The sequence below is a fragment of the Roseovarius nubinhibens ISM genome, from assembly GCF_000152625.1.
Taxonomy (GTDB): domain Bacteria; phylum Pseudomonadota; class Alphaproteobacteria; order Rhodobacterales; family Rhodobacteraceae; genus Roseovarius; species Roseovarius nubinhibens.
Genome location: NZ_CH724156.1, coordinates 2,459,873 through 2,479,501, shown reverse-complemented (window position 1 = coordinate 2,479,501; position 19,629 = coordinate 2,459,873). Strand labels below are relative to the sequence as shown.

General features: G+C 65.4%; 20 protein-coding genes. 7 read left to right on the top strand and 13 right to left on the bottom strand.

Translation table 11 applies throughout. From position 1 onward, the window contains the following. Positions 1–180: 180 nt before the first annotated feature. Both ISM_RS11790 and ISM_RS11785 read left to right on the top strand, forming a co-directional pair. Positions 181–582, top strand: coding sequence for a DUF983 domain-containing protein (locus ISM_RS11790; RefSeq protein WP_040618504.1), 402 nt, complete (start codon positions 181–183; stop codon positions 580–582). Positions 583–656: 74 nt separating this feature from the next. Then, the gene (locus tag ISM_RS11785) at positions 657–1,358 is read left to right on the top strand and encodes an NUDIX hydrolase (RefSeq protein WP_009814401.1); all 702 of its coding nucleotides are present in this window, start codon (positions 657–659) and stop codon (positions 1,356–1,358) included. Here ISM_RS11785 and ISM_RS11780 read toward each other — a convergent pair whose 3' ends face one another. From ISM_RS11780 to ISM_RS11770, 3 genes are all read right to left on the bottom strand, one after another. Next, complete coding sequence (locus tag ISM_RS11780) at positions 1,359–2,261, bottom strand: DMT family transporter (protein ID WP_009814400.1); 903 nt, start codon at positions 2,259–2,261, stop codon at positions 1,359–1,361. Positions 2,262–2,330: 69 nt separating this feature from the next. After that, positions 2,331–3,245 (bottom strand): fatty acid desaturase, encoded by a 915-nt coding sequence (locus ISM_RS11775; RefSeq protein ID WP_009814399.1) that lies wholly within the window; start codon positions 3,243–3,245, stop codon positions 2,331–2,333. Then, complete coding sequence (locus ISM_RS11770) at positions 3,238–3,444, bottom strand: DUF2061 domain-containing protein (protein WP_009814398.1); 207 nt, start codon at positions 3,442–3,444, stop codon at positions 3,238–3,240. The genes ISM_RS11775 and ISM_RS11770 overlap by 8 nt, the downstream gene beginning before the upstream one ends. A gap of 104 nt (positions 3,445–3,548) precedes the next feature. Here ISM_RS11770 and ISM_RS11765 point away from each other — a divergent pair, with 104 nt between their 5' ends. Further along, entirely contained in the window at positions 3,549–4,403 is an 855-nt protein-coding gene (locus ISM_RS11765) for a helix-turn-helix domain-containing protein (protein ID WP_009814397.1), read from the top strand. Here the strand turns inward: ISM_RS11765 and ISM_RS11760 are convergent. Continuing rightward, positions 4,400–5,245 (bottom strand): helix-turn-helix domain-containing protein, encoded by an 846-nt coding sequence (locus ISM_RS11760; protein WP_009814396.1) that lies wholly within the window; start codon positions 5,243–5,245, stop codon positions 4,400–4,402. The genes ISM_RS11765 and ISM_RS11760 overlap by 4 nt on opposite strands. Before the next feature lie 126 nt (positions 5,246–5,371). Between ISM_RS11760 and ISM_RS11755 the strand changes: the two genes are divergently transcribed. Then, positions 5,372–6,271, top strand: a complete 900-nt coding sequence (locus tag ISM_RS11755) for a DMT family transporter (protein ID WP_009814395.1) — start codon at positions 5,372–5,374, stop codon at positions 6,269–6,271. Positions 6,272–6,399: 128 nt separating this feature from the next. Here ISM_RS11755 and ISM_RS11750 read toward each other — a convergent pair whose 3' ends face one another. Beyond that, positions 6,400–7,443, bottom strand: coding sequence for an aldo/keto reductase (locus tag ISM_RS11750; protein ID WP_009814394.1), 1,044 nt, complete (start codon positions 7,441–7,443; stop codon positions 6,400–6,402). A 154-nt stretch (positions 7,444–7,597) separates the two neighbouring features. Between ISM_RS11750 and ISM_RS11745 the strand changes: the two genes are divergently transcribed. The 3 genes from ISM_RS11745 (at position 7,598) to ISM_RS11735 (ending at position 12,257) form a co-directional block, all read left to right on the top strand. Further along, entirely contained in the window at positions 7,598–8,827 is a 1,230-nt protein-coding gene (locus ISM_RS11745; RefSeq protein WP_009814393.1) for an MFS transporter, read from the top strand. Between the two features lie 69 nt (positions 8,828–8,896). Continuing rightward, complete coding sequence (metG, locus tag ISM_RS11740; RefSeq protein WP_009814392.1) at positions 8,897–10,609, top strand: methionine--tRNA ligase; 1,713 nt, start codon at positions 8,897–8,899, stop codon at positions 10,607–10,609. A 256-nt stretch (positions 10,610–10,865) separates the two neighbouring features. Beyond that, the gene (locus ISM_RS11735; RefSeq protein WP_009814391.1) at positions 10,866–12,257 is read left to right on the top strand and encodes a multicopper oxidase family protein; all 1,392 of its coding nucleotides are present in this window, start codon (positions 10,866–10,868) and stop codon (positions 12,255–12,257) included. Here the strand turns inward: ISM_RS11735 and ISM_RS11730 are convergent. The 8 genes from ISM_RS11730 to ISM_RS11695 all read right to left on the bottom strand — a co-directional run bounded on the left by ISM_RS11730 (position 12,250) and on the right by ISM_RS11695 (position 19,598). Next, complete coding sequence (locus ISM_RS11730; RefSeq protein ID WP_009814390.1) at positions 12,250–13,158, bottom strand: DMT family transporter; 909 nt, start codon at positions 13,156–13,158, stop codon at positions 12,250–12,252. The genes ISM_RS11735 and ISM_RS11730 overlap by 8 nt on opposite strands. Next, positions 13,136–14,008, bottom strand: coding sequence for an isocitrate lyase/PEP mutase family protein (locus ISM_RS11725; protein ID WP_009814389.1), 873 nt, complete (start codon positions 14,006–14,008; stop codon positions 13,136–13,138). The genes ISM_RS11730 and ISM_RS11725 overlap by 23 nt, the downstream gene beginning before the upstream one ends. After that, on the bottom strand, positions 14,005–15,282 hold the full coding sequence (locus ISM_RS11720; protein WP_009814388.1) for a TRAP transporter large permease: 1,278 nt from the start codon (positions 15,280–15,282) through the stop codon (positions 14,005–14,007). The genes ISM_RS11725 and ISM_RS11720 overlap by 4 nt, the downstream gene beginning before the upstream one ends. Beyond that, positions 15,282–15,791 carry a TRAP transporter small permease gene (locus ISM_RS11715; protein WP_009814387.1) on the bottom strand — a complete coding sequence of 170 codons (510 nt, stop codon included), beginning with the start codon at positions 15,789–15,791 and terminating at the stop codon, positions 15,282–15,284. The genes ISM_RS11720 and ISM_RS11715 overlap by 1 nt, the downstream gene beginning before the upstream one ends. A 94-nt stretch (positions 15,792–15,885) precedes the next feature. Beyond that, a complete protein-coding gene (dctP, locus tag ISM_RS11710; RefSeq protein ID WP_009814386.1) occupies positions 15,886–16,887 on the bottom strand; it encodes a TRAP transporter substrate-binding protein DctP in 1,002 nt (333 codons plus the stop codon). A 146-nt stretch (positions 16,888–17,033) separates the two neighbouring features. Beyond that, positions 17,034–18,197, bottom strand: a complete 1,164-nt coding sequence (locus tag ISM_RS11705; protein WP_009814385.1) for an alpha-D-ribose 1-methylphosphonate 5-triphosphate diphosphatase — start codon at positions 18,195–18,197, stop codon at positions 17,034–17,036. Continuing rightward, positions 18,194–18,928, bottom strand: coding sequence for an alpha/beta fold hydrolase (locus ISM_RS11700; protein WP_040618047.1), 735 nt, complete (start codon positions 18,926–18,928; stop codon positions 18,194–18,196). Before ISM_RS11700 ends, ISM_RS11705 begins: the two co-directional genes overlap by 4 nt. Positions 18,929–19,031: 103 nt before the next feature. Then, positions 19,032–19,598, bottom strand: a complete 567-nt coding sequence (locus tag ISM_RS11695) for a hypothetical protein (RefSeq protein ID WP_009814383.1) — start codon at positions 19,596–19,598, stop codon at positions 19,032–19,034. Positions 19,599–19,629 lie beyond the last annotated feature (31 nt).

Sequence of the window (19,629 nt, the reverse complement as noted above, 5' to 3'; positions counted from 1 at the left end):
CTTCCCCCCCGCCTCACCACAGACCCCTCAACAGGCCTCACTCCCGGCAAATCCCGCCCAACACCCCCCTGCCAACCTGTCGCGCGACATGGCGCCGCAAGCGCCCCATCGCCCCTTTCCCCGGCCCCTCGAATGGGCCACATTGCCCCCATGCCGCAACGCGAAGCCCCCGGGACCCCCATGACTGATCAGACCGTGACCACCGCCGAACTGGCCGAGGACCGCCCCATGAAACAGGCGCTCTGGCGCGGCTTTTGCCGCAAATGCCCCAATTGCGGCTCCGGCCCGATGCTCAAGAGCTATCTCAAGGTGCGCGACACCTGCACCGTCTGTCAGCAGGACCTCTCGCATCACCGCGCCGATGATGGCCCGGCCTATCTGACCATCCTGATCGTCGGTCACCTGATGGCGCCGCTCCTGCATGTGATGTTCGTGAATTTCCGCCCCGATCCGCTGGTGCTGGCGACCACATTCACCATTGGCTGCGTCGGGCTTTCGCTCTACCTTCTGCCGAGGCTCAAGGGCGCCGTCGTGGCGTTCCAATGGGCGCGGCGGATGCATGGGTTCGGCACGGCAGACTAGGCCCGCGCCCCCGGCCCGCCCGCCGTCACAGCCATGGCCCGAACCGGGACCACAACCAAACAAAGGGCGCCGCCATGAGTATCGACAAGACCGCCATCCGCCACGCCGCCACCGTGATCGTGCTGCGCGACCGGCTGGGCGATCCGCAGGTGCTGATGGGGCAGCGCGGCGCCAAGGCCGCCTTCATGCCCAATAAATTCGTCTTTCCCGGCGGCGCCGTCGATCGCGAGGATGCCGATATCCCGCTGGTGCGCCCGCTGCCCGGGCTCTGCGCCACCCGTCTCGGCGAGGATTGCGACGATGATCTGAGCCATGCGCTCGCCGTGACCGCGATCCGTGAGCTCTGGGAAGAGACCGGCCAGATCCTCGGCACGCCCGGCACTTGGGACGGCACCCCGCCCGAGGATTGGCAGAGCTACGCCGCCACCGGCCATCTGCCCACCGCCCATGCGCTGCAATTCTTCTTTCGCGCCATCACCCCGCCGGGCCGCCCGCGCCGCTTTGACGCGCGGTTCTTTCTGCTGGATGCCGATGAGCTGCAAAGCGATCCTGATGATTTCTCGCAGGCCTGCGACGAGCTGAGCCATCTGCAATGGGTGCCGCTCGCCCGCGCCCGCGAGTTCGACCTGCCCTTCATCACCGAGGTGGTGCTGGCAGAGCTCGCCGATCACGCCAAGCGCGGCGGCCCCCCCGCCTCGGTGCCCTTCTTTCGCAATGATGACGAGGAAAGCCTCTTTCTGCGCCTGCGCGGCCATGCGCCCAGAGCTGCTGACTGATCAGCCAAACACCACCAGCGCCAGAATGCTCGCGGTCAACAGCGCAATGCCGAGCATCTCGCGCCCGCTGATCCGCTCGCGAAACACCGCCACCGAGACCAGCATCGAGAAGATCACCTCGACCTGCCCCACCGCAAACACCATCGCCGCGTTTTGCAAGGTGAAGGCGGTGAACCAGCACAGGCTGCCGCCGAGCCCCATCACCCCCATCCAGACCGCCTGCCGCCGGGCGCGCCAGACGCGGGCGATCTCCCCCGGTTCGCGCCAGCCGAGCCAAGCGCCAAGCCCCAGCGTCTGCGCCGAGGTCACCATCGCCAGCGTCATCGCCGCCCGCATGAGCGCATCGTCCGAGGCAATCTCAAGCGTCGCACCGCGATAGCCCACCGCCGAGATCGCGAAAAACGCCCCCGAGGTGAGCCCCAGCGCCGCCGAGCGGTTGGCAAAGCGTCGCCAGCCGCGCCCGCCCGTGGCCACCCCGTCCGACAGGACAAGCACCCCGATCAGCCCCAGAAGGATCGCCGCCAGCGCCCAAAGGCTGATCCGGTCGCCCAGCACGATAAACCCGACAAGCGCGGTTTGGATCACTTCGGTCTTCTTGAAGGTGATGCCCACCGCGAAATTGCGCCGCGCAAACAGCGCCACGACACACCATGTGGCAAGGATCTGCGCCAGCCCACCGGTGAGCGCATAGGCCCAGAACAGCGGCCCCATCCCCGCCGGCCGCCAGCCGATCATCACCGCATAGCTGGCCGCCAGCACCAAGGCGAAGGGCGCCGCATAAACGAACCGCGCCCAAGTGGCGCCGCCCGCCGACAGCGCCCCCATGCTGAGCCGTTTTTGCACCATGAACCGCAGCGTCTGAAACGCGGCAGCGGCGATTGCGAGGAGGATCCAGAATTCCATGCCGCCCTCTTGCCCGCATTCCCGGGCCAAGACCAGCGCCTTGTGACAGGTGGCACTTTAGGGGCGGCGTTACTCGCTCGGCAGGAACGGATGCGGCACCGGGTCCTTGGCGCGCAGGAAATGCGCCCGGAACACCTCGCCATAAGAGCGATAGCGATAGCCCTCGTTGCGCCGCAGGTAATGCGCTCGGTTGCGCGCATAAAGCCCCGGAAGCTCATACCACGGCGCTTTGGGATGCATGTGATGCACCACGTGGAAATTGTTGTTGAGAAAGAGAAAGGCCAGAATGCCGCGATCCTCGATCACCACGGTCCGCCCCCGCGCCCGCTCATGCGCCCGATGCTCGAGAAAGGTCCGGATCTTGAGCACCGCAAGCGCGCCATAGCAGGCCAGCAGATAGGCCCAGAGCGGCAGCGGCGACAGCGCCACGAGCCACAGCACCGGCAGCACCGCCACGAGATGCAGCGCCCAGGCCGCCATCACCCCACGGTCCCCGGCCCGGATCAGCCGCCAGTCGCCCTGCACAAAGGCGATCTGTCCCAGCACCGGCCCGATCACGATCCGCCCCAAAAGCGTGTTGTTGAACCGCAGGAGCGCCCGGAACCAGCCCGGCAACCGCGCCCAGACTTTCGGGTCGAGGAAATTCGATTCCGGATCGTCATAGGGATCGGTCAGAATGGAATCGCGATGATGTTCAAGATGTTGCGCCTTGAACCTCAGATAGGGAATGAAGAGCCCCAGACAGGGAAAGAGCAGCGCCGCGTTGATCACCGGATGCCGCGTCGGATGCCCGTGCAGCGCCTCATGGCTGAGCGAACTGTGCAGCGCCAGCACCGGCACCAGCGCCAGCATCGCCAGCGCCGGATGAACCCCCGCCAGCCCAAAGAGGCACAGCCCCCAGGCCGCATAACAGCCCGCCAGCACCGCAAGCGTCGGCCATTCGACCGCCCGCCGTCTCGTCAGGGATGGCGCGCGACTACCCATGTTCCCGTCCCCAAGAAATCCGCGCCCAGACACGTTCATAGAGCACATAGACAGCAAACCCGATACTCGTGTTCACTAAGGCAATCATACTGCCCATTGCCGCCGATCCGGTTAGGTAAAACCCAACAAGGGCCATGGATAGTAGCCCCAGCACTTGCCATAACACTGCCTTGACCAGGGTCCGGCGACGCGTCTCCATCTTTGTCCTCATATCTGTCCCAACTCCTTGATACCGCGCCGATTTTGCGCTGGGCAGTCGGGAAACAGTTAACAAAGCCCGCGATATGTGATAAAACTCAACACATGATTGATAAAATCGACAAACGTGATCGCGCCCGGCTGTTTCGCACCCGTCTCGCCGAGGCGCTGCGCCGCGAAGGCCTGTCGCAAACCGCGCTCGCCCGGCGTATCGGCGTCGATCGCTCCACCGTGTCGCAGCTCTTGGGCAGCGATGGTGCCCGGCTGCCCAATGCGCAGGTGGTGGGCGAATGCGCGGCGGTGCTCGGGGTCTCGGCGGATTGGCTCCTGGGGCTCACCGACCGGTCGGAAACGGCGGCGGCGGTGCTGGCGCAATCGGTCACCCTGACCGAGGCCCGCCGCTCGCATGCCGATGATCAGATCTTTCGCTGGCACGAAGAGGCCGAGGGCTACAAGATCCGCCACGTCCCCGCCGGCCTGCCCGACCTGCTCAAGACCCGCGAGATGCTCGAATGGGAATACGCCCCGCATCTGGGCCGCAGCATCGATCAGGCCGTCGCCGCCTCCGAGGACCGGCTCGACTGGGCGCGCCGCACCCAATCGGATTATGAGATCGCCCTGCCGATGTTCGAACTCTATTCCTTCGCCCGCAGCGAAGGCTATTACGCCACGCTCCCCGCCGACATCCGGGCCGCGCAGGCCGAGTATCTCGCCCAGACCGCCGAACAGCTCTACCCGCGCGTCCGCCTCACGCTCTTTGACGCGCGCCAGATCTATTCCGCCCCGGTCACCATCTTCGGCCCGCTGCTCGCGGTGATCTATATCGGCCAATCCTACATGGTCTTTCGCGACCGCGAACGGGTCCGCGCCCTCACCGATCATGTCGACCATCTGGTGCGCGAGGCCCAGGTCACCGCCCGCGAATTCCCCGCCCATCTGCGCCGCCTGATGGCGGGCTAGCCGTCGCGCCCCATCAGGGACCGCCGGTAGAGCGCCGGCGTCACGCTGGTCTCGGCCTTGAAGACGCGGGTGAGATGGCTCTGACATGCAAAGCCGCAGGCGCTCGCGACCTCGGCAATGCTGCCCGCTCCACGCAGCCGCGCCTTCGCCGCCTCGACCCGCCGCATGGTGACCCATTTATGCGGCGAGGTGCCGCGCGAGGCCCGAAACATCCGGTGAAAATGATATTCCGAGAGCCCCGCCGCCTCGGCCAGATCCGCCAGCCGGATCGGCCCATCGAGATGCGCCGCGATCCACTCCTCCGCCCGGCCAAGCTGCCGCGAGGTGAGCCCGCCGCGCAACGAGACACGGCGCTCGGGCAGGCGCTGGATCAGATCGGCCATCGCCTCATCCCCGGCCAGCGCATCCGCCGCCACCGCCGCCTGCGCCAGCCGCAGCAAGGGCTCCGATAGGTCCGGCGACGCCGCATACATCAGCTCCGGCAGATCGAAATAGCGCGCGTCCCGGTCGTGAATGCGCGAGAACCCGGCCCGTAACGCCGCATCCGGCAGCACCAGATGCAAAAACCGGAACGGCCGCGTGATCTCCCAGTCCGAACTCTGCCCCTCCGGCAAGACGCAAATCGCCCCGGGCCAGCCCGCGATCCCCCCGGCATCGAGCCGCCGCGTCCCGGTGCCCCCCTTGAGATAGAGGCTGAACGCATGGCCCTCGGGACTGTCATAGAACACCCGGTCATTGTGGTTTTCCCAAATCGTCACCGCCCGCCCGGCCCCAAGATCGAGCCGCGCCCGCGCCCGTGCCGTCGGCGATCGTTCAAGATACTCTGATACCGTGTGTCCCATGCCGCCAATCTAGCGCTATCTTCGCCCCGACCAAAGCCGCCAAATCGCCCCGCCCGGCGATAACCGCAAGATCGTGCAAGCGCCGCCCGCCGCCGCCTGATACCGCCCTCGCAGGAGGCCCCACCCATGAACAGCACGCTTTTGTTTCTCATCACCGTTTTCATCTGGGGCACCAGCTGGATCGGCATCGCGCTCCAGATCGGCCCGGTGCCGGTCGGCGTCTCGGTGCTCTACCGCATCGCGCTGGCGGCGGTGCTGCTGCTTTTGGGGCTGGCCGCGATGGGCCGTCTCAGACGCCCCGCGCAATGGCGCTTTGTCGCGCTACAGGCGCTTTGCCTCTTCAGCCTCAATTTCATCGCGCTCTACAATGCCGCAATGCTCATCCCCTCGGGGCTTTTGTCGGTGGTGTTTTCCCTGGCCTCGATCTTCAACGCGCTCAATGCGCGGCTCTTCTTTGGCGAGAGGATCACCGCGCGGGTGCTGCTCGCCGGCGGCATCGGCGTCACCGGTCTCGTCTTGCTGTTCTGGGAGGGGCTCGCCATCTCCTTCGATCCCGACACGCTGCGCGGTCTGGGCTGGGCGGCGCTCGGCACGATGATCTTTTCCTGGGGCAACATGGCCTCGCGCCGCAACAGCGCTGCGGGCACGCCGCCGATCATCGCCAATGCCTGGGGCATGGGCATCGGCGCACTGGTGCTTTTGGGCCTCGCCCTCGCCACCGGCCAGACCCTCACCCTCCCGCAAAGCCCGGTCTATCTCGCGGCGCTCCTCTATCTGGCGGTCTTCGCCTCGGTGATCGGCTTCACCACCTATCTGATGCTGGTGTCGCAGATCGGCTCGGCGCAGGCGGGCTATGCCACCGTCATGTTCCCCATCGTGGCCCTCGCCGTCTCGACCGTCTTCGAAGGCTATGTCTGGACGCCCACCGCCATGCTTGGCGCCGGTCTCGCGCTTTTGGGCAATGTCGTCATGTTCGCCCAGCCCCGCCGCAAACGCGCCGCCGCCGCCCCGCCGGGCGCGGCCTGACCGGCGCGAGATCGGGAACTATGCGGGGTCTTGGCGGGGACTAAGCAGGGCCAAAACCCCGCAAAACCCCCACTGTCGCTTTACCGACGCAATACCGACGTGCTGCCGACCTGCCGATTTCACCCGTCTCAATAGGGCATCGGATGCTGCTTATGCACCTCGTCGAGCGCGCTCAGCACCTCTTGCGAGAGCGTCAGATCCATCCCCGCGATCACATGTTCGAGCTGCTCGAGCCGCGTCGCGCCAAAGATCGAGGAGGTCACGAAAGGCCGCTGCACCGTCCAGGCCAGCGCCATATGCACCGGGTCGAGATCATGCTCGCGGGCCAGCGCAAGATAGGCGTCAACGGCGGCAAACACCCGCTCCGACTTGCGCCCGCCCATCGTCTCATTGACCGACATGCGCGAGCCATCGGGTACCGCACCGGCCTGATATTTCCCGGTCAGAAACCCCGCGCCCAGCGGCGAAAACGGCAGCAAAGACACGTCCTCATTGACCATCAACTCGGCCAGATCGGTATCCGCCATCCGACACAGAAGCGAATATTCATTCTGGATGCTGGCGACCCTCGGACCCTTTGTTTCCTTGGCGATGCGCAGCCATTCCGCCGTGCCCCAGGTGCTCTCGTTCGACAGGCCAAAGGCGCGGATCGTGCCGCGCTCGACCTCGCGCCCGAGCGCGCCCAGCGCATCCTCCATATGCGCCCGCGTGGTCTCGCGGTCCTGCTCCCAGGGCGCATAGCTCCAGTTCTGCCGGAACATGTAGCTGCCCCGGTTCGGCCAGTGAAACTGATAGAGGTCGATCACATCGGTCTTGAGCCGCTTGAGCGATCCCTCGATGGCCTCCGGGATGGTCTGCGATGAAATCAACGCCCCGTCCCGCGCCCCCTTGAACCCCGCGCCGGAATGCTTGGTGGCGAGCACGATCTCCTGCCGCTTGCCCGAGGCCGCGATCCAGTCGCCGACGATGCTCTCGGTCACGCCCGTGTCCTCGGGAAGCACCGGATTGACCGGGTACATCTCGGCCGTATCAATGAAATCGATCCCCGCCTCCAGCGCCCGGTCAAGCTGCGCATGGCCTTCTTTTGCAGGGGTTTGCCGGCCAAATGTCATCGTCCCGAGACAGAGCGCGCTCACCTCGATCCCCGTGCGTCCCAGTTTGCGTCGTTGCATCACTACCCTCGTCTCGCATGTCATTCTCTGGGCCGGACCCTAGCGCGATCTGCCGCGGATGGAAGGGCCGGGCCGGACATCGGGGCGGAAAACGACGCAAGTTTGTCGAATAGGGGCTTGCACCCTTTCGCGTCCCTGCCAAGGTGGCCCCGACATGCGCACCTTGATTTCATTCGCCTCCCTTTTCCTGTCTGTCGCCCTGCTTCAGCTCTCCTCCGGTGGTGTCGGCCCGCTCGACGCCCTCTCCGGCATTGCGCTCAACTTCTCCACCGAACAGATCGGCATCCTCGGCTCGGCGCATTTCTTCGGCTTTTTCATCGGCTGCTGGTGGGCGCCCCGGCTGATGGGCTCGGTCGGCCATTCGCGCGCCTTCGCGGTGCTGACGGCGGCCGGGGCGATCGGCCTTCTGGCGCATATGCTCTTTATTGACCCCTATGCCTGGGCGCTGATGCGGGTGGCGACGGGGCTCTGTGTGGCGGGCTGTTACACGGTCATCGAAAGCTGGCTCAACACCAAGCTCACCAACGAGACGCGCGGCCGCACCATGGGCATCTACCGGGTGGTGGACATGGGCGCGTCTTTGGTGGCGCAGATGCTGATTTCCGTATTGGATCCCGCGAGTTACGTCTCCTACAACATCCTCGCGATCCTCTGCTGCGCCTCGCTCTTGCCGCTCACCATGACCCGCGTGCGCCAGCCCGAAATCCCCCACGCGCCGCGCCTGCGCCCGATGCTCGCGATCCACTGCTCGCCGCTTGCCGCCGCCGGTGTGGTCGTCGCCGCCCTGTCGAGCGCCGCCTTCCGCATGGTCGGCCCGGTCTATGGCCAACAGGTCGGGCTCGCCACCGATCAGATCGCCTGGTTTCTCGCCAGCTTCGTGCTCGGCGGCGCGCTGGCGCAATATCCCGCGGGCCTGCTTTCGGACAAATACGACCGCCGCCATGTGCTCATCGGGCTGTCCATCGGGGCGATCATCTGCTGCATCATCACCGCGCTCATGCCCACGCTGAGCACCAGCGGCGCGATGCTCGCGGCCTTTGCCTTTGGCCTGTTTTCCTTTCCGATCTTCTCGGTCTCGGCGGCCCATGCCAATGATTTCGCGACCTCCGATCAGCGGGTCGAACTCTCGGCTGCGCTGATGTTCTTCTACGCGCTGGGCGCCATCGCCGCGCCCTATCTCGCGTCAGAGCTGATCGAGGCCTACGGCCCCGGCGCGATGTTCTCGATGATCGCCACCGGCCACGCCGGGCTCATCATCTTTGGCCTCTGGCGGATGCGCGCCCGCCCGACACGGCATCGGCGCACCCGCTATGTCTGGTCGCCGCGCACCAGTTTCATCATCGGCCGCCTCACCGGCCAGAGCCGCGACAGAAACGGGCCCTGACCCCTCTGGCACAGCCGCGCCCCTTGCGCTAAACGGGGCGCAACGAACCGCGAGGCAGGACAGAACCCAATGGCACGCCATCTCATCACCTCCGCCATCCCGTATATCAACGGGATCAAACACCTCGGCAATCTCGTGGGCAGCCAATTGCCCGCCGATCTCTTCGCGCGCTACCTGCGCGGCCGCGGCCAGGAGGTGCTGTTTCTCTGCGCCACCGACGAACATGGCACCCCGGCAGAGCTGGCCGCCGCCAAAGCCGGCAAGCCGGTCGAACAATATTGCGCCGAGATGCATGACATTCAGGCCGAGATCGCCAAGGGCTTCCGCCTGAGCTTTGATCATTTCGGCCGCTCGTCGAGCCCGCAGAACCACCGGCTGACCCAGCATTTCGCAGGCCGCCTCGCCGAGGCCGGGCTGATCGAGGAGGTCTCGGAAAAACAGGTCTATTCCAACGCCGACGGCCGCTTCCTCCCCGACCGCTATATCGAGGGCACCTGCCCCAATTGCGGCTACGACAAGGCCCGGGGCGACCAATGCGAAAACTGCACCAAGCAGCTCGACCCGACCGACCTCATTGAACCGCGCTCGGCGGTCTCCGGCTCGACCGACCTCGAAGTGCGCGAAACCCGCCACCTCTACCTGCGCCAATCCTCGATGCGCGACGAGCTCAACGCCTGGATCGACGCCAAGAAAGACTGGCCCATCCTGACCACCTCCATCGCCCGCAAATGGCTCAATGATGGCGACGGGCTGCAGGACCGCGGCATCACCCGCGATCTCGACTGGGGCGTGCCCGTCAAGAAGGGCGAGGCCGACTGGCCCGGCATGGAAGGCAAGGTCTTCTACGTCTGGTTCGACGCGCCCATCGAATATATCGCCTGCTCGCAGGAATGGGTCGATGCCGGCAAGGGCGACGATTGGGAACGCTGGTGGCGCACCGACAAGGGCGCCGAGGACGTGACCTATACCCAGTTCATGGGCAAGGATAACGTCCCCTTCCACACGCTGAGCTTTCCGGCCACGATCCTCGGCTCGGGCGAGCCGTGGAAACTCGTCGATTACATCAAGAGCTTCAACTACCTGAACTACGACGGCGGCCAGTTCTCGACGAGCCAGGGCCGCGGCGTCTTCATGGATCAGGCGCTCGACATCCTGCCCGCCGATTACTGGCGCTGGTGGCTGCTGAGCCACGCGCCCGAAAGCTCGGACAGCGAGTTTACCTGGGAAAACTTCCAGGCCTCGGTGAACAAGGATCTCGCCGATGTGCTCGGCAATTTCGTCAGCCGGGTGACCAAGTTCTGCCGCTCGAAATTCGGCGAAGAGGTGCCCGCAGGCGGCGCATTCGGCGCGGAAGAGACCGCGCTCATCGAGACGCTGACCACCCGCATCCGCGCCTATGAGGGCCATATGGAGGCGATGGAAGTGCGCAAATCCGCCAATGAGCTGCGCGCCATCTGGGTCGCGGGCAATGAATACCTGCAATCCGCAGCCCCCTGGGCCACGTTCAAGGACGATCCCGAAAAGGCTGCGGCCCAAGTCCGTCTCGCCCTTAATCTCATCCGCCTCTACGCGGTGCTGAGCGCACCCTTCATCCCCGACGCCAGCGCCGCGATGCTCAAATCGATGCAGACCGAGGACGACCAATGGCCCGAAGATGTGGGTGCCGCGCTCGAGACCCTCGCGCCGGGGCATGGCTTCACCGTGCCCGACGTGCTCTTTGCCAAGATCACCGACGAGGCCCGCGAAGACTGGCAGACGCGCTTCTCCGGCACACGCGACTGATTGGGACCCCCGAGGGGGCTCTGCCCCCTCGACCCCCGGGATATTTCCCGCCAGAAGAAACAATCAACTGTCCCCCGGTGCTTCTTTTGGCCGAAAATATCCCGGGGGAGGCCGCAAGGCCGGGGGCAGAGCCCCTAGCCACGCAGGCTCTTCACGCTTCGCCGCGAGTGCCATGGCGTCAATCCGCCACGCCCCCGCCATGCCGCCTTCCCGGCGCGCGCGATTTGCGCGATGATCGCGCGAGCGAGGAGGAGCCATGATGATCGACCGCCGCCAGTTTCTGAGCCATGGGCTCGCCGCCACGGCCGCACTCAGTGCCCTGTCCCCACGGGCCTTTGCCAGCGCGACCGACATCCTGCGCGCCGCGCCGGTGAGGGCACAGATCGCCCCCAGCCCCTACCCCGAGACCGAAATCTGGGCCTATGGCGGCACGCTGCCCGGCACGGAAATCCGCCTTCGTCAGGGCGCGCCCCTGCGCCGCGTCTTCGACAATGGCCTGCCGGAGCCAAGCACGATCCATTGGCACGGGATTCGGCTCCATAATGCGATGGACGGGGTGGCAGGCCTCACCCAGGAGGCCGTCGCGCCCGGCGCGCAATTCACCTATGAGTTCACCCCGCCCGATGCCGGCACCTATTGGTATCACGCCCATACCCGGTCCTTCGAGCAGGTGGCGCGCGGTCTCTACGGGCCGCTCATCATCGAGGAACCCGAGCCGCCGCAGGTCGATGGCGAAGAGGTTCTGGTGCTCGACGATCTCCTGCTCGATCCGGAGACGGCGCAGTTCGATCCCGATTTCGAGGCCCCGCATGATCGCAGCCATGCCGGGCGGCTTGGCAATCTCATCGTGACCAATGGCCAGTTCGCCCTGCGCCGCGAGGTGCAACAGCACGCGCGGCTGCGGCTGCGGCTGATCAACGCCGCCAATGCGCGGGTCTTCACGCTCGGGCTTTCGGGGCTCGAGGGCTGGGTGATGGCGCTCGACGGCATGCCGCTCGCCACGCCCCTGCCCGCAACAGAGCCGCTCGCGCTCGGCCCCGGCCAACGCGCCGATCTCTTTGTCGATGTCCTGGCCGCCGAGGGCGAGACCGCCGATCTGGTGCAATTCACCCGCGAGGGCGGTCTGTCGCAGGTGGCCTTTGCCGTCACCGGCCGGGCGAGCCTCGCGCGCCGCGATGCGCCCGCAGCCCTGCCGCCCAACCCGGCGATGGAGGTGACCGGGCTGGCCGGGGCCCGCCGTCTTGCCATGCCGATCGAGGGCGGCGCCATGGGCGGGCTGCGCGCGGCGCAATATCAGGGCCGCGAACAGGGCATGGGCGATCTAGTCGCCGCCAATCAGTTCTGGGCGCTGGGCGGCATCGTTGGCCTGTCTGACGCACCGCTGGCCGAGATTGCGCGGGGCGAAACCGTGCAGCTCGACCTCGACAATCGCACCGCCTTCCCGCATGCGATGCATCTGCACGGGATGCATTTCCGCGAGATGCTGGCTGATGGCAGCTTTGGCCCGATGCGCGACACGATCCTCATGCAGCGCGGCGAGCGGCGTTCGGTCGCCTTCATGGCCGACAACCCGGGCAAATGGCTTTTTCATTGTCACATGCTGGGCCATGCGGCCTCTGGCATGACGAGCTGGATCGAGGTCAGCTGAGCCGCGTCTCGCGCCACCAGAGGTAAAGGCCTGAGCCGATAATGATGGCGCAGCCCACGAGCGTCGCAGCCCCCGGTCGCTCGCCAAAGAGCAGATATCCCGCCGCGCTCGCCGTGACGATCTGCGCATAGGTGAACGGGGCGAGCATCGAGGCCCGCGCCAGCTGATGCGCGCCGGTGCTGGCGATATGGCTGAGCCCGCCACAGACCCCCATGAAGAGCACCACCGCCAGCGCCGTACCGCTCTCGGGCCAGACCCAGGTGCCAAGGCTCAGCGGCAGAAAGACCACGCTCGCCAGCCCCGAGGACCAGAGCTGGATCGAGGCGTTGCTGTCCACCCCCGCCAGCATCCGCGTGAGGATGTAGTAGAGCGAGGCAAAGCCCATCGACCCGACGGAGTAGAGCACCGCCGGATCAAACCCCACGCCCCCGGGCTGGATCACCACCAGCACCCCGCAAAACCCCACAAGCACCGCCACCAGCCGATGCGCGCCAATGCGCTCGCCCAGCATCGGCACCGACAGAACCGTGATGAGGATCGGCCCGGCGAATAGGATCACCGTGGTGAGGGTCAGCGGCAGATGCTGTAGCGCCAGGAAATTGAACAAGGTCGCGAGGATCAGCACCAAGGACCGCAGCAAGAGCCGCCCCGGCGCATTGGCGCGAAACACCGCAACGCCTTGTTTGGGCAGGAAAATCGCGCAGGCCATGGCGAAATGCACCGCATAGCGCAGCGCCACCACCTGCAGCGCGGGCCAGGCCAGCTCGGTCAAGAGCCACTTGGCCGAGGCCGAGAGCGAGGTGGCAAACACCGCCGCCACCAGCATCAGCAGAATGCCAAGCCCGGCGCGGTCGCCGTGCCGCTCGCCGGCCTCCCGGTCAGCTCTCGTAGCGGTCAGCACGGGTGTAGTAGTCGTTGAACCCGATCCGGTCGCGCAGCTCGCCAAACTCCATGAGCCGCCCGGTCTCGACCCGGTCCTCGCGCAGCGCCGCCAGCGTCTCGACCGCCGTTGCCATCACCGCCGACAAGAGCGTCAGAGGATAGGCCGCGATCCGGAACCCGATGTCGCGCAGCTCGGCATGGGGCAGGATCGGCGTCGCCCCCCCTTCGAGCATATTGGCCATCTGCGGCCCCGGCAGCTCGTCACAGATGCGGCGCATCTCGGCCTCGGACTGCGGCGCCTCGACGAAAATGATATCGGCGCCAAGCTCGTGGAACATCGCCGCCCGCTCCATCGCCTCGCCGAGCCCATGATCATGGCGCGCATCGGTCCGCGCGAGGATGAGAACATCCTGCTCCTGGCGCGCGTCGACCGCGGCGCGAATGCGGTCATAAGCCAGGTCGCGCGACACCACCGCCTTGCCCGGCGTATGGCCACAGCGTTTCGGCGCCACCTGATCCTCGATCATCACCGCCGCCGCCCCAGCCCGGCCAAGCCCCTTGACCGTGCGGATCACATTCATCGCATTGCCATAGCCGGTGTCGCCATCGGCCACGAACGGCAGCCGCGTCGCCTCCGCGATATTGCGCGTATGATCGAGAACCTCGCCATAGGACATGAGCCCCAGATCGGGCATCCCGATGCGCGAGGCCGAGGCGGCAAAGCCCGACATAAAGCTCATCTCGAACCCGGCCTGCTCGATCATCCGCGCCGAGAGCGCATCATAGCAGCAAGGCGACAGCAAGAGATCGTCCCCGGCAAGAAGCTCGCGCAGACGGTCGGCGCGGGGGTTGGGAAATGTCGTCGTCATCGAGCCACCTCATAAGGAATATAGAGCGCCAGCGCCGGCCAGAACCACAAGAGCACCGCAACACAGAGCATGATCCCCGCGAAAGGCAACGCACCCTGCGCCACCTCCTGCAGCCGCGCCCGGGCCACCGCCTGAATGACAAAGAGGTTCATCCCCACCGGCGGCGTGATGAGCGCGGTCTCGATCAGCACCACAAAGAAGATGCCGAACCAGATCGGATCGATCCCGGTGTTGAGCACCGCCGGCAGCAGTACCGGCACCATGATGAGCAGCATCGACAGCGATTCGAGGAAGAACCCCATGATCAGCAGGACCACCCCGACCGCGAGGATGAAGAGCCCCGGCTGCGAGATGTTCTCGGTCAGAAACGCGCTGATCGACTGCGGAATGAGATAGAGCGTGATCGCATAGGAAAACACCTTGGCCCCGGCCACGATGATCAGCACCATCACCGAGGTCTTGAGCGAGCCTTCGACCGCCTCGCGCAGCTTGGGCCAATCCATCCGCCCCATGGCAAAGGTGATGATCAGCGCCAGAACAAAGCCAAGCCCGGCGCTCTCTGACGGGGTGGCGATGCCGGTATAGATCGAGCCGACGATGGCCACCGCCAGCGCCACCGTGGGCAGCGCCAGACCGGTGGCGCGCATCCGTTCGCCCCAGGTCGCCTTGGCCATCGGCTGATAGGCGGTGGAAAACCGCGAATAGATCACGCCATAGACGATGAAACAGCCCGCGAGGAACAGCCCCGGCCCGACACCCGCCAGAAACAGCGTCGGGATCGAGCTTTCGGTCACCACCCCATAGAGGATGAGAGGGATCGACGGCGGAATGAGAATGCCAAGCGTGCCACCGGCCGCCAGCATCCCATAGACGAAACGCCGGTCATAGCCGCGGCTCGACATCTCGGGAATGGCCACCGTGCCGATGGTCGCAGCCGTCGCCACGGAAGAGCCCGAGATCGCCGAAAACAGCGTGCAGGACAGGATCGTCGCCACGCCAAGCCCGCCGGGCCAATGGCCGACCCAGCTCTGCACCGCCGCATAGAGATCGCGCCCAACCCCGCCCTTGAGCAGCACATTGGACATCAACAGGAACATCGGCACCGCGAGCAGCTCGAAACTGTCCATCGAGCCATGCAACCGCTGCGGCACCGCCACCATCGGCAGTCCCTTTAGTGCCAGAAGGATCACCCCCAGCCCGCCCAGCGCCAGCGCCACCGGCGTGCGCAGCAAAAGCAGCGCCATCAGCGCCACCAGAATGAAAACCGCTTCCATCAGTGCTGCCCTTCCAGAATATCATCTTCGGGCAGACCCTCGGTCCAGACCCGGTAAAGCTGCACCCCGCCCTGCAGCATGAGCAGCACGCTGCCGACCCAGACCGGCGCATGGGTGATCATCTTGGGCGGTGCGAGATAGGTGTCGGTCGTATGGCCCGCCAGCGTCGCCTTGAGCCAGATTTGAAAGCCGAAATAACAGGCGGTCCCGGCGAAGATGAACAGCACCAGAATGGCAAAGCTCTCGGCCAGCTTGCGCCAGATCGTGTCGGGGTTGCTCAGGATGATCTCGATCGTCACCATCTCGCGATGTTTGAGAACATAGGCCACGCCGAGATAGACGACCCAGACCTGCAGAACGCGGCTGATCTCGTCGACCCAGACCGTCGGCGCGTTGAACACATAGCGCATCACGATCTCGAAGGTGATGAAAAAGCCGATGGCAAAGAGACACCAGGCGCTGAGCTTGCCGGTCGCCTCGGAAATCGCGTCAATCGCGCGGACAATCATCCCACGTCCCCCGTGATAATTGGTCTTGGTCGCTGAAATAATGCGGCGAGGGAAAGCGCGGTTCGCGCTTTCCCTCTTGTCGCGTCACGCGGGCTTATTGCGCGTCGGCGGCCTTGACGGCGTCGACCGCGGCTTTGCCGGTCTCGCCGGTTTCCTCGACAAAGCGATCCACCACGCTGGCAGTGGCCGCGACCCATTCGCCGCGCTGCTCTTCCGAGAGCTCCACCACGGTCATATGGGCCTTCATCTCTTCGATGGTCTCGGCCTCTTCCTTGTAGATCTGGTCGCGCAGCTTTTGCTCAACCTCACGCGCCGCCTCGTCGATGATCGCCTTATGCTCATCCGACAGGGCCTCGTAGAAGTCATTGTTGATCACGGCCACGAATTCGATCGCGCTGTCAAAGGTCAGGGTCATGTGATCCATCACCTCGTAGAGCTTGCGCGACTTGACCCCGGACGAGCCGGTCATGCCGACATCGACCGCGCCCTGCTGATAGGCGAGGAACTGCTTCGAGCCCGACATCAGCGTCGGCGCGCCGCCCAGCGCCTGCACGGTCCAGCCATGCACCTTGCCATAGGTCCGCACCTTCTTGCCCTCAAGATCGGCGGGCACGGTGATGGCCGAGCCATTGTTGAGATAGATGTTGCGGCCATAGGCCTGCCACCAGAGCACGCGGTTGTTGGTCTCTTTGAGGATCGCCTCATCGATGGTCTGACGCAGCGCCGACCCGGGGGCCACGGCGGCCCGAATATGCGCCTCGTTTGAGAAGATGAAGGGGATCGACACCACGTCCACCGCCGGAACCGACCCGGCAAAGCGCCCGATAAAGGCGGACCCCGCCTCAACCGCACCGCTGCCCACGGCGCCCGGCACTTCCTTGTCCTTGAAGAGCTGCGCCGACGGGAACAGCTGCACCTCGAGCGCGCCGCCCGATTTCTCGCCGATGATGCTGGCAAATTCGTTCCAGTTCTGGCCGAGCGAATGGGTTTCCGGCAGTTGCAGCGTGACGCGGATGGTCTCGGCCATCGCGGAAATCGGAGCCACGGCAAGCCCGGCGGCGGCGACAGCGCCCATAATCCAATGTTTCACTTTCATTCCTCCCATGAAAATCTAATGGCTACTTCTAAGCATAGATTCTCGGGAGGTGGAATATCTGCGCTGCCCGAATAATAGGCAGTCGCGCCGGGACTTATCACCCGTGATCACCCTCCGTGATCACAGCCCTTGCTCACGCTGCTAAATCACACAGGCGCACCCGCAATGAACCGCGCCGCCACCTCACCGCTCATATAGCTGACAGAGCCGCCGGCAATCGTCGCCCCGATGCGCCGCGTCTCGGGATCAATCACCACCAGATCGGCCCGCAGCCCCGGCGCAATCCTCCCCCGATCCAGCAGCCCCAGCATCCGCGCCGGCCCTTCCGAGACCATCGCCCAGGCCGCGCTGAGACTGGCCAACCCGCCGCGTTCAATCAAATGCACCGCCCGCATGAGCGACGGGTAATGATAATCCGAGGCCAGCGCGCCGACATGGCCCATCGCAACCATCTCCATCGCCGAGACATTGCCCTTATGCGACCCGCCGCGCACCAGGTTCGGCGCGCCCATGATCACCGGCTCGCCCGCCTCCGCCGCCGCCTCGACCGCCGCCATCGTCTCGGGAAACTCGGCAATCGTCACGCCCCGCCCCCGCCAGATAGCCCGATCCTCCGCACTCCGATCGTCATGCGAGCCAAGCCGCAGCCCCCGCTCCCGCAGCCGCGCACAGAGCCCATCAAGCGCCTCCGCCACCTCGCCCATCGCCGCATGCATCGCCTGCATATCCGCCAGATGTTTCTCCGGATTGCGCCCGATCCGCAGCGCCTGCCCCGTCAACCGCGGCGGCCGCTTGCCCTTGGCAAGCTCCTCATGCGGCAGGTGATCGTTGAACACGAGATACTCGACCCCATGCCGCGCGACAAACTCCTCCAAGGCCGGGTACTGCGTAAGCATGGCAATCTCGAACCGCAGCTGATGGCGCAAATCGGTCGCCACACTGCCGCGCAACGCCGCAATCCCGGCAAAGACACGCTCGGCGAACTCCGGCCCGCGCATCCCCCCTTCCCAACTGTAGAACTGCGCCATGACGGCGGTGGTGATGCCATTCGCGGCAAGCTCCGCCTCCGCCACCAGAAGCCCTTGGTCGACATCCTTCATCGCGCCCCGGCGCGGCGCCAGATGCCGCTCGAACCCGTCGCCATGAATATCGACGATCCCCGGCAGCACCCAAAACCCCGAGAGATCAACCTCACGCCCCGGCGCATCCGCCTCGATCACGCCGCCCGCCAGTCGCAAAGGCCGCGCCCCCAGCCCCTCAGGCCACAGCACCTCCGCCCCCACCAGACGCAGATCGAGCCCAGCGCTCATTCGCTCTCGCCCCAGAACAGATCACCCAGCGCCATGTCGCGCTCAAACGCGCCTTTGCGCAAAAACGCCAGAACCTGTGCGATCACCACCGGGTTGTTCATCATGAACGTATGGGTCACCGGCAGCTCGATATGATCCGCCATCCCCGCCACCTTGGTCGAGGCGACCGAGACCTTGCCATCATCCGGCCCCTCGATGAGCGAGGAATAATAAGGGTTGAGCGACCGCGTCCCGGCTATCACCCCAAGCTCGAAATCCACATCGGGAAGCCCCTCCGGCACGCCCCCCGGCCCGGTCTCGAGCTGCGCCCCCGCCGGCCCGTTGATCCATCTGAAGAGCTCAAGACCGCCCAGCTCATCGACAATCTCCGAGCCATGGTTCGGCGGCCCGAGCATCACCACCCGACCGAGCCGCTCCGGCCGGTTGTCGCGCAGCCAATGGCGCAGCAGGATACCGCCCATGGAATGGGTGACAAAATGCACCGGCCCCGCGCCGCATTGCGCCATCGCGCCGGGCAGGGTCTGCCGCGCCAGCTTGTCGATCTCGGCGCTGGTCGAGCGGTAGCGCGGCGCAATCACCGAATAGCCCTGCGCCTCCAGCGCCTCTTGCAGCACGAGCATCGAATTCTCGGTGCGCGCCAACCCATGCAAAAGCACCACGCATTCCCCCTCCGCGGCCATCGCCTGAGCCGGAAGAAAACACGACAAGAGAACAGAGATCACACGTTTCATAGCTCTGGAATACGGCTTTTGCGCCGCCCGTAAAAGCCCTGACCGCGCGTCTTTCTGGTGTCAAATACCCCAGCGCCACATTGCGCCCGGGCGCTGACGCCCATCAGTATTCCTGCGCCCGCAGCTTGCGTTTTTGGTCCATGACCACCTCGCGCGGCACCCATTTATAGCGGGTGTCGTCGCGCAGCTCGTCCCAGAAAAGCTGACCGCCCAACCGCCAGGGGTCGAGCACGATCCCGTCATACATATCGGCCCCCTTGGCGCTGATGATGGCGGTGGAATGCTCGATGCGGAACGGGTTGCTGGCATTGGCAATGGCGCGGTGCATCTCGAGCGTCTCGAACCGCTCGGCCTTGAGCCGCTTTTCCATATCCTGCGCCCAGTGATAGCACAGGCCGCGCGGCTTGATGCCCATATTCACCTTGGAATTATGCACGAGCGGCGGGTCGGTGATCTCATATTGAATGGCAAGCTCACGGCTGTGCTCGAACGAGATCTTTGCGGCGCGATAGGCCTCCTCCGGATCGACCTCCGGGCTCAGCGCCGCAATCGCCACGGCGAGCTCCTGCACCTCATCGGGCGTGGCCGTCACCGGCCCCGTCCCCGTGCCACAGCCCATCACCAGGCTGAGCGCCAGAAAACACAGAAGACCCCAGAATTTACGAAGCATCACAGACCCCTTACCGAATTTTTGCGCGACC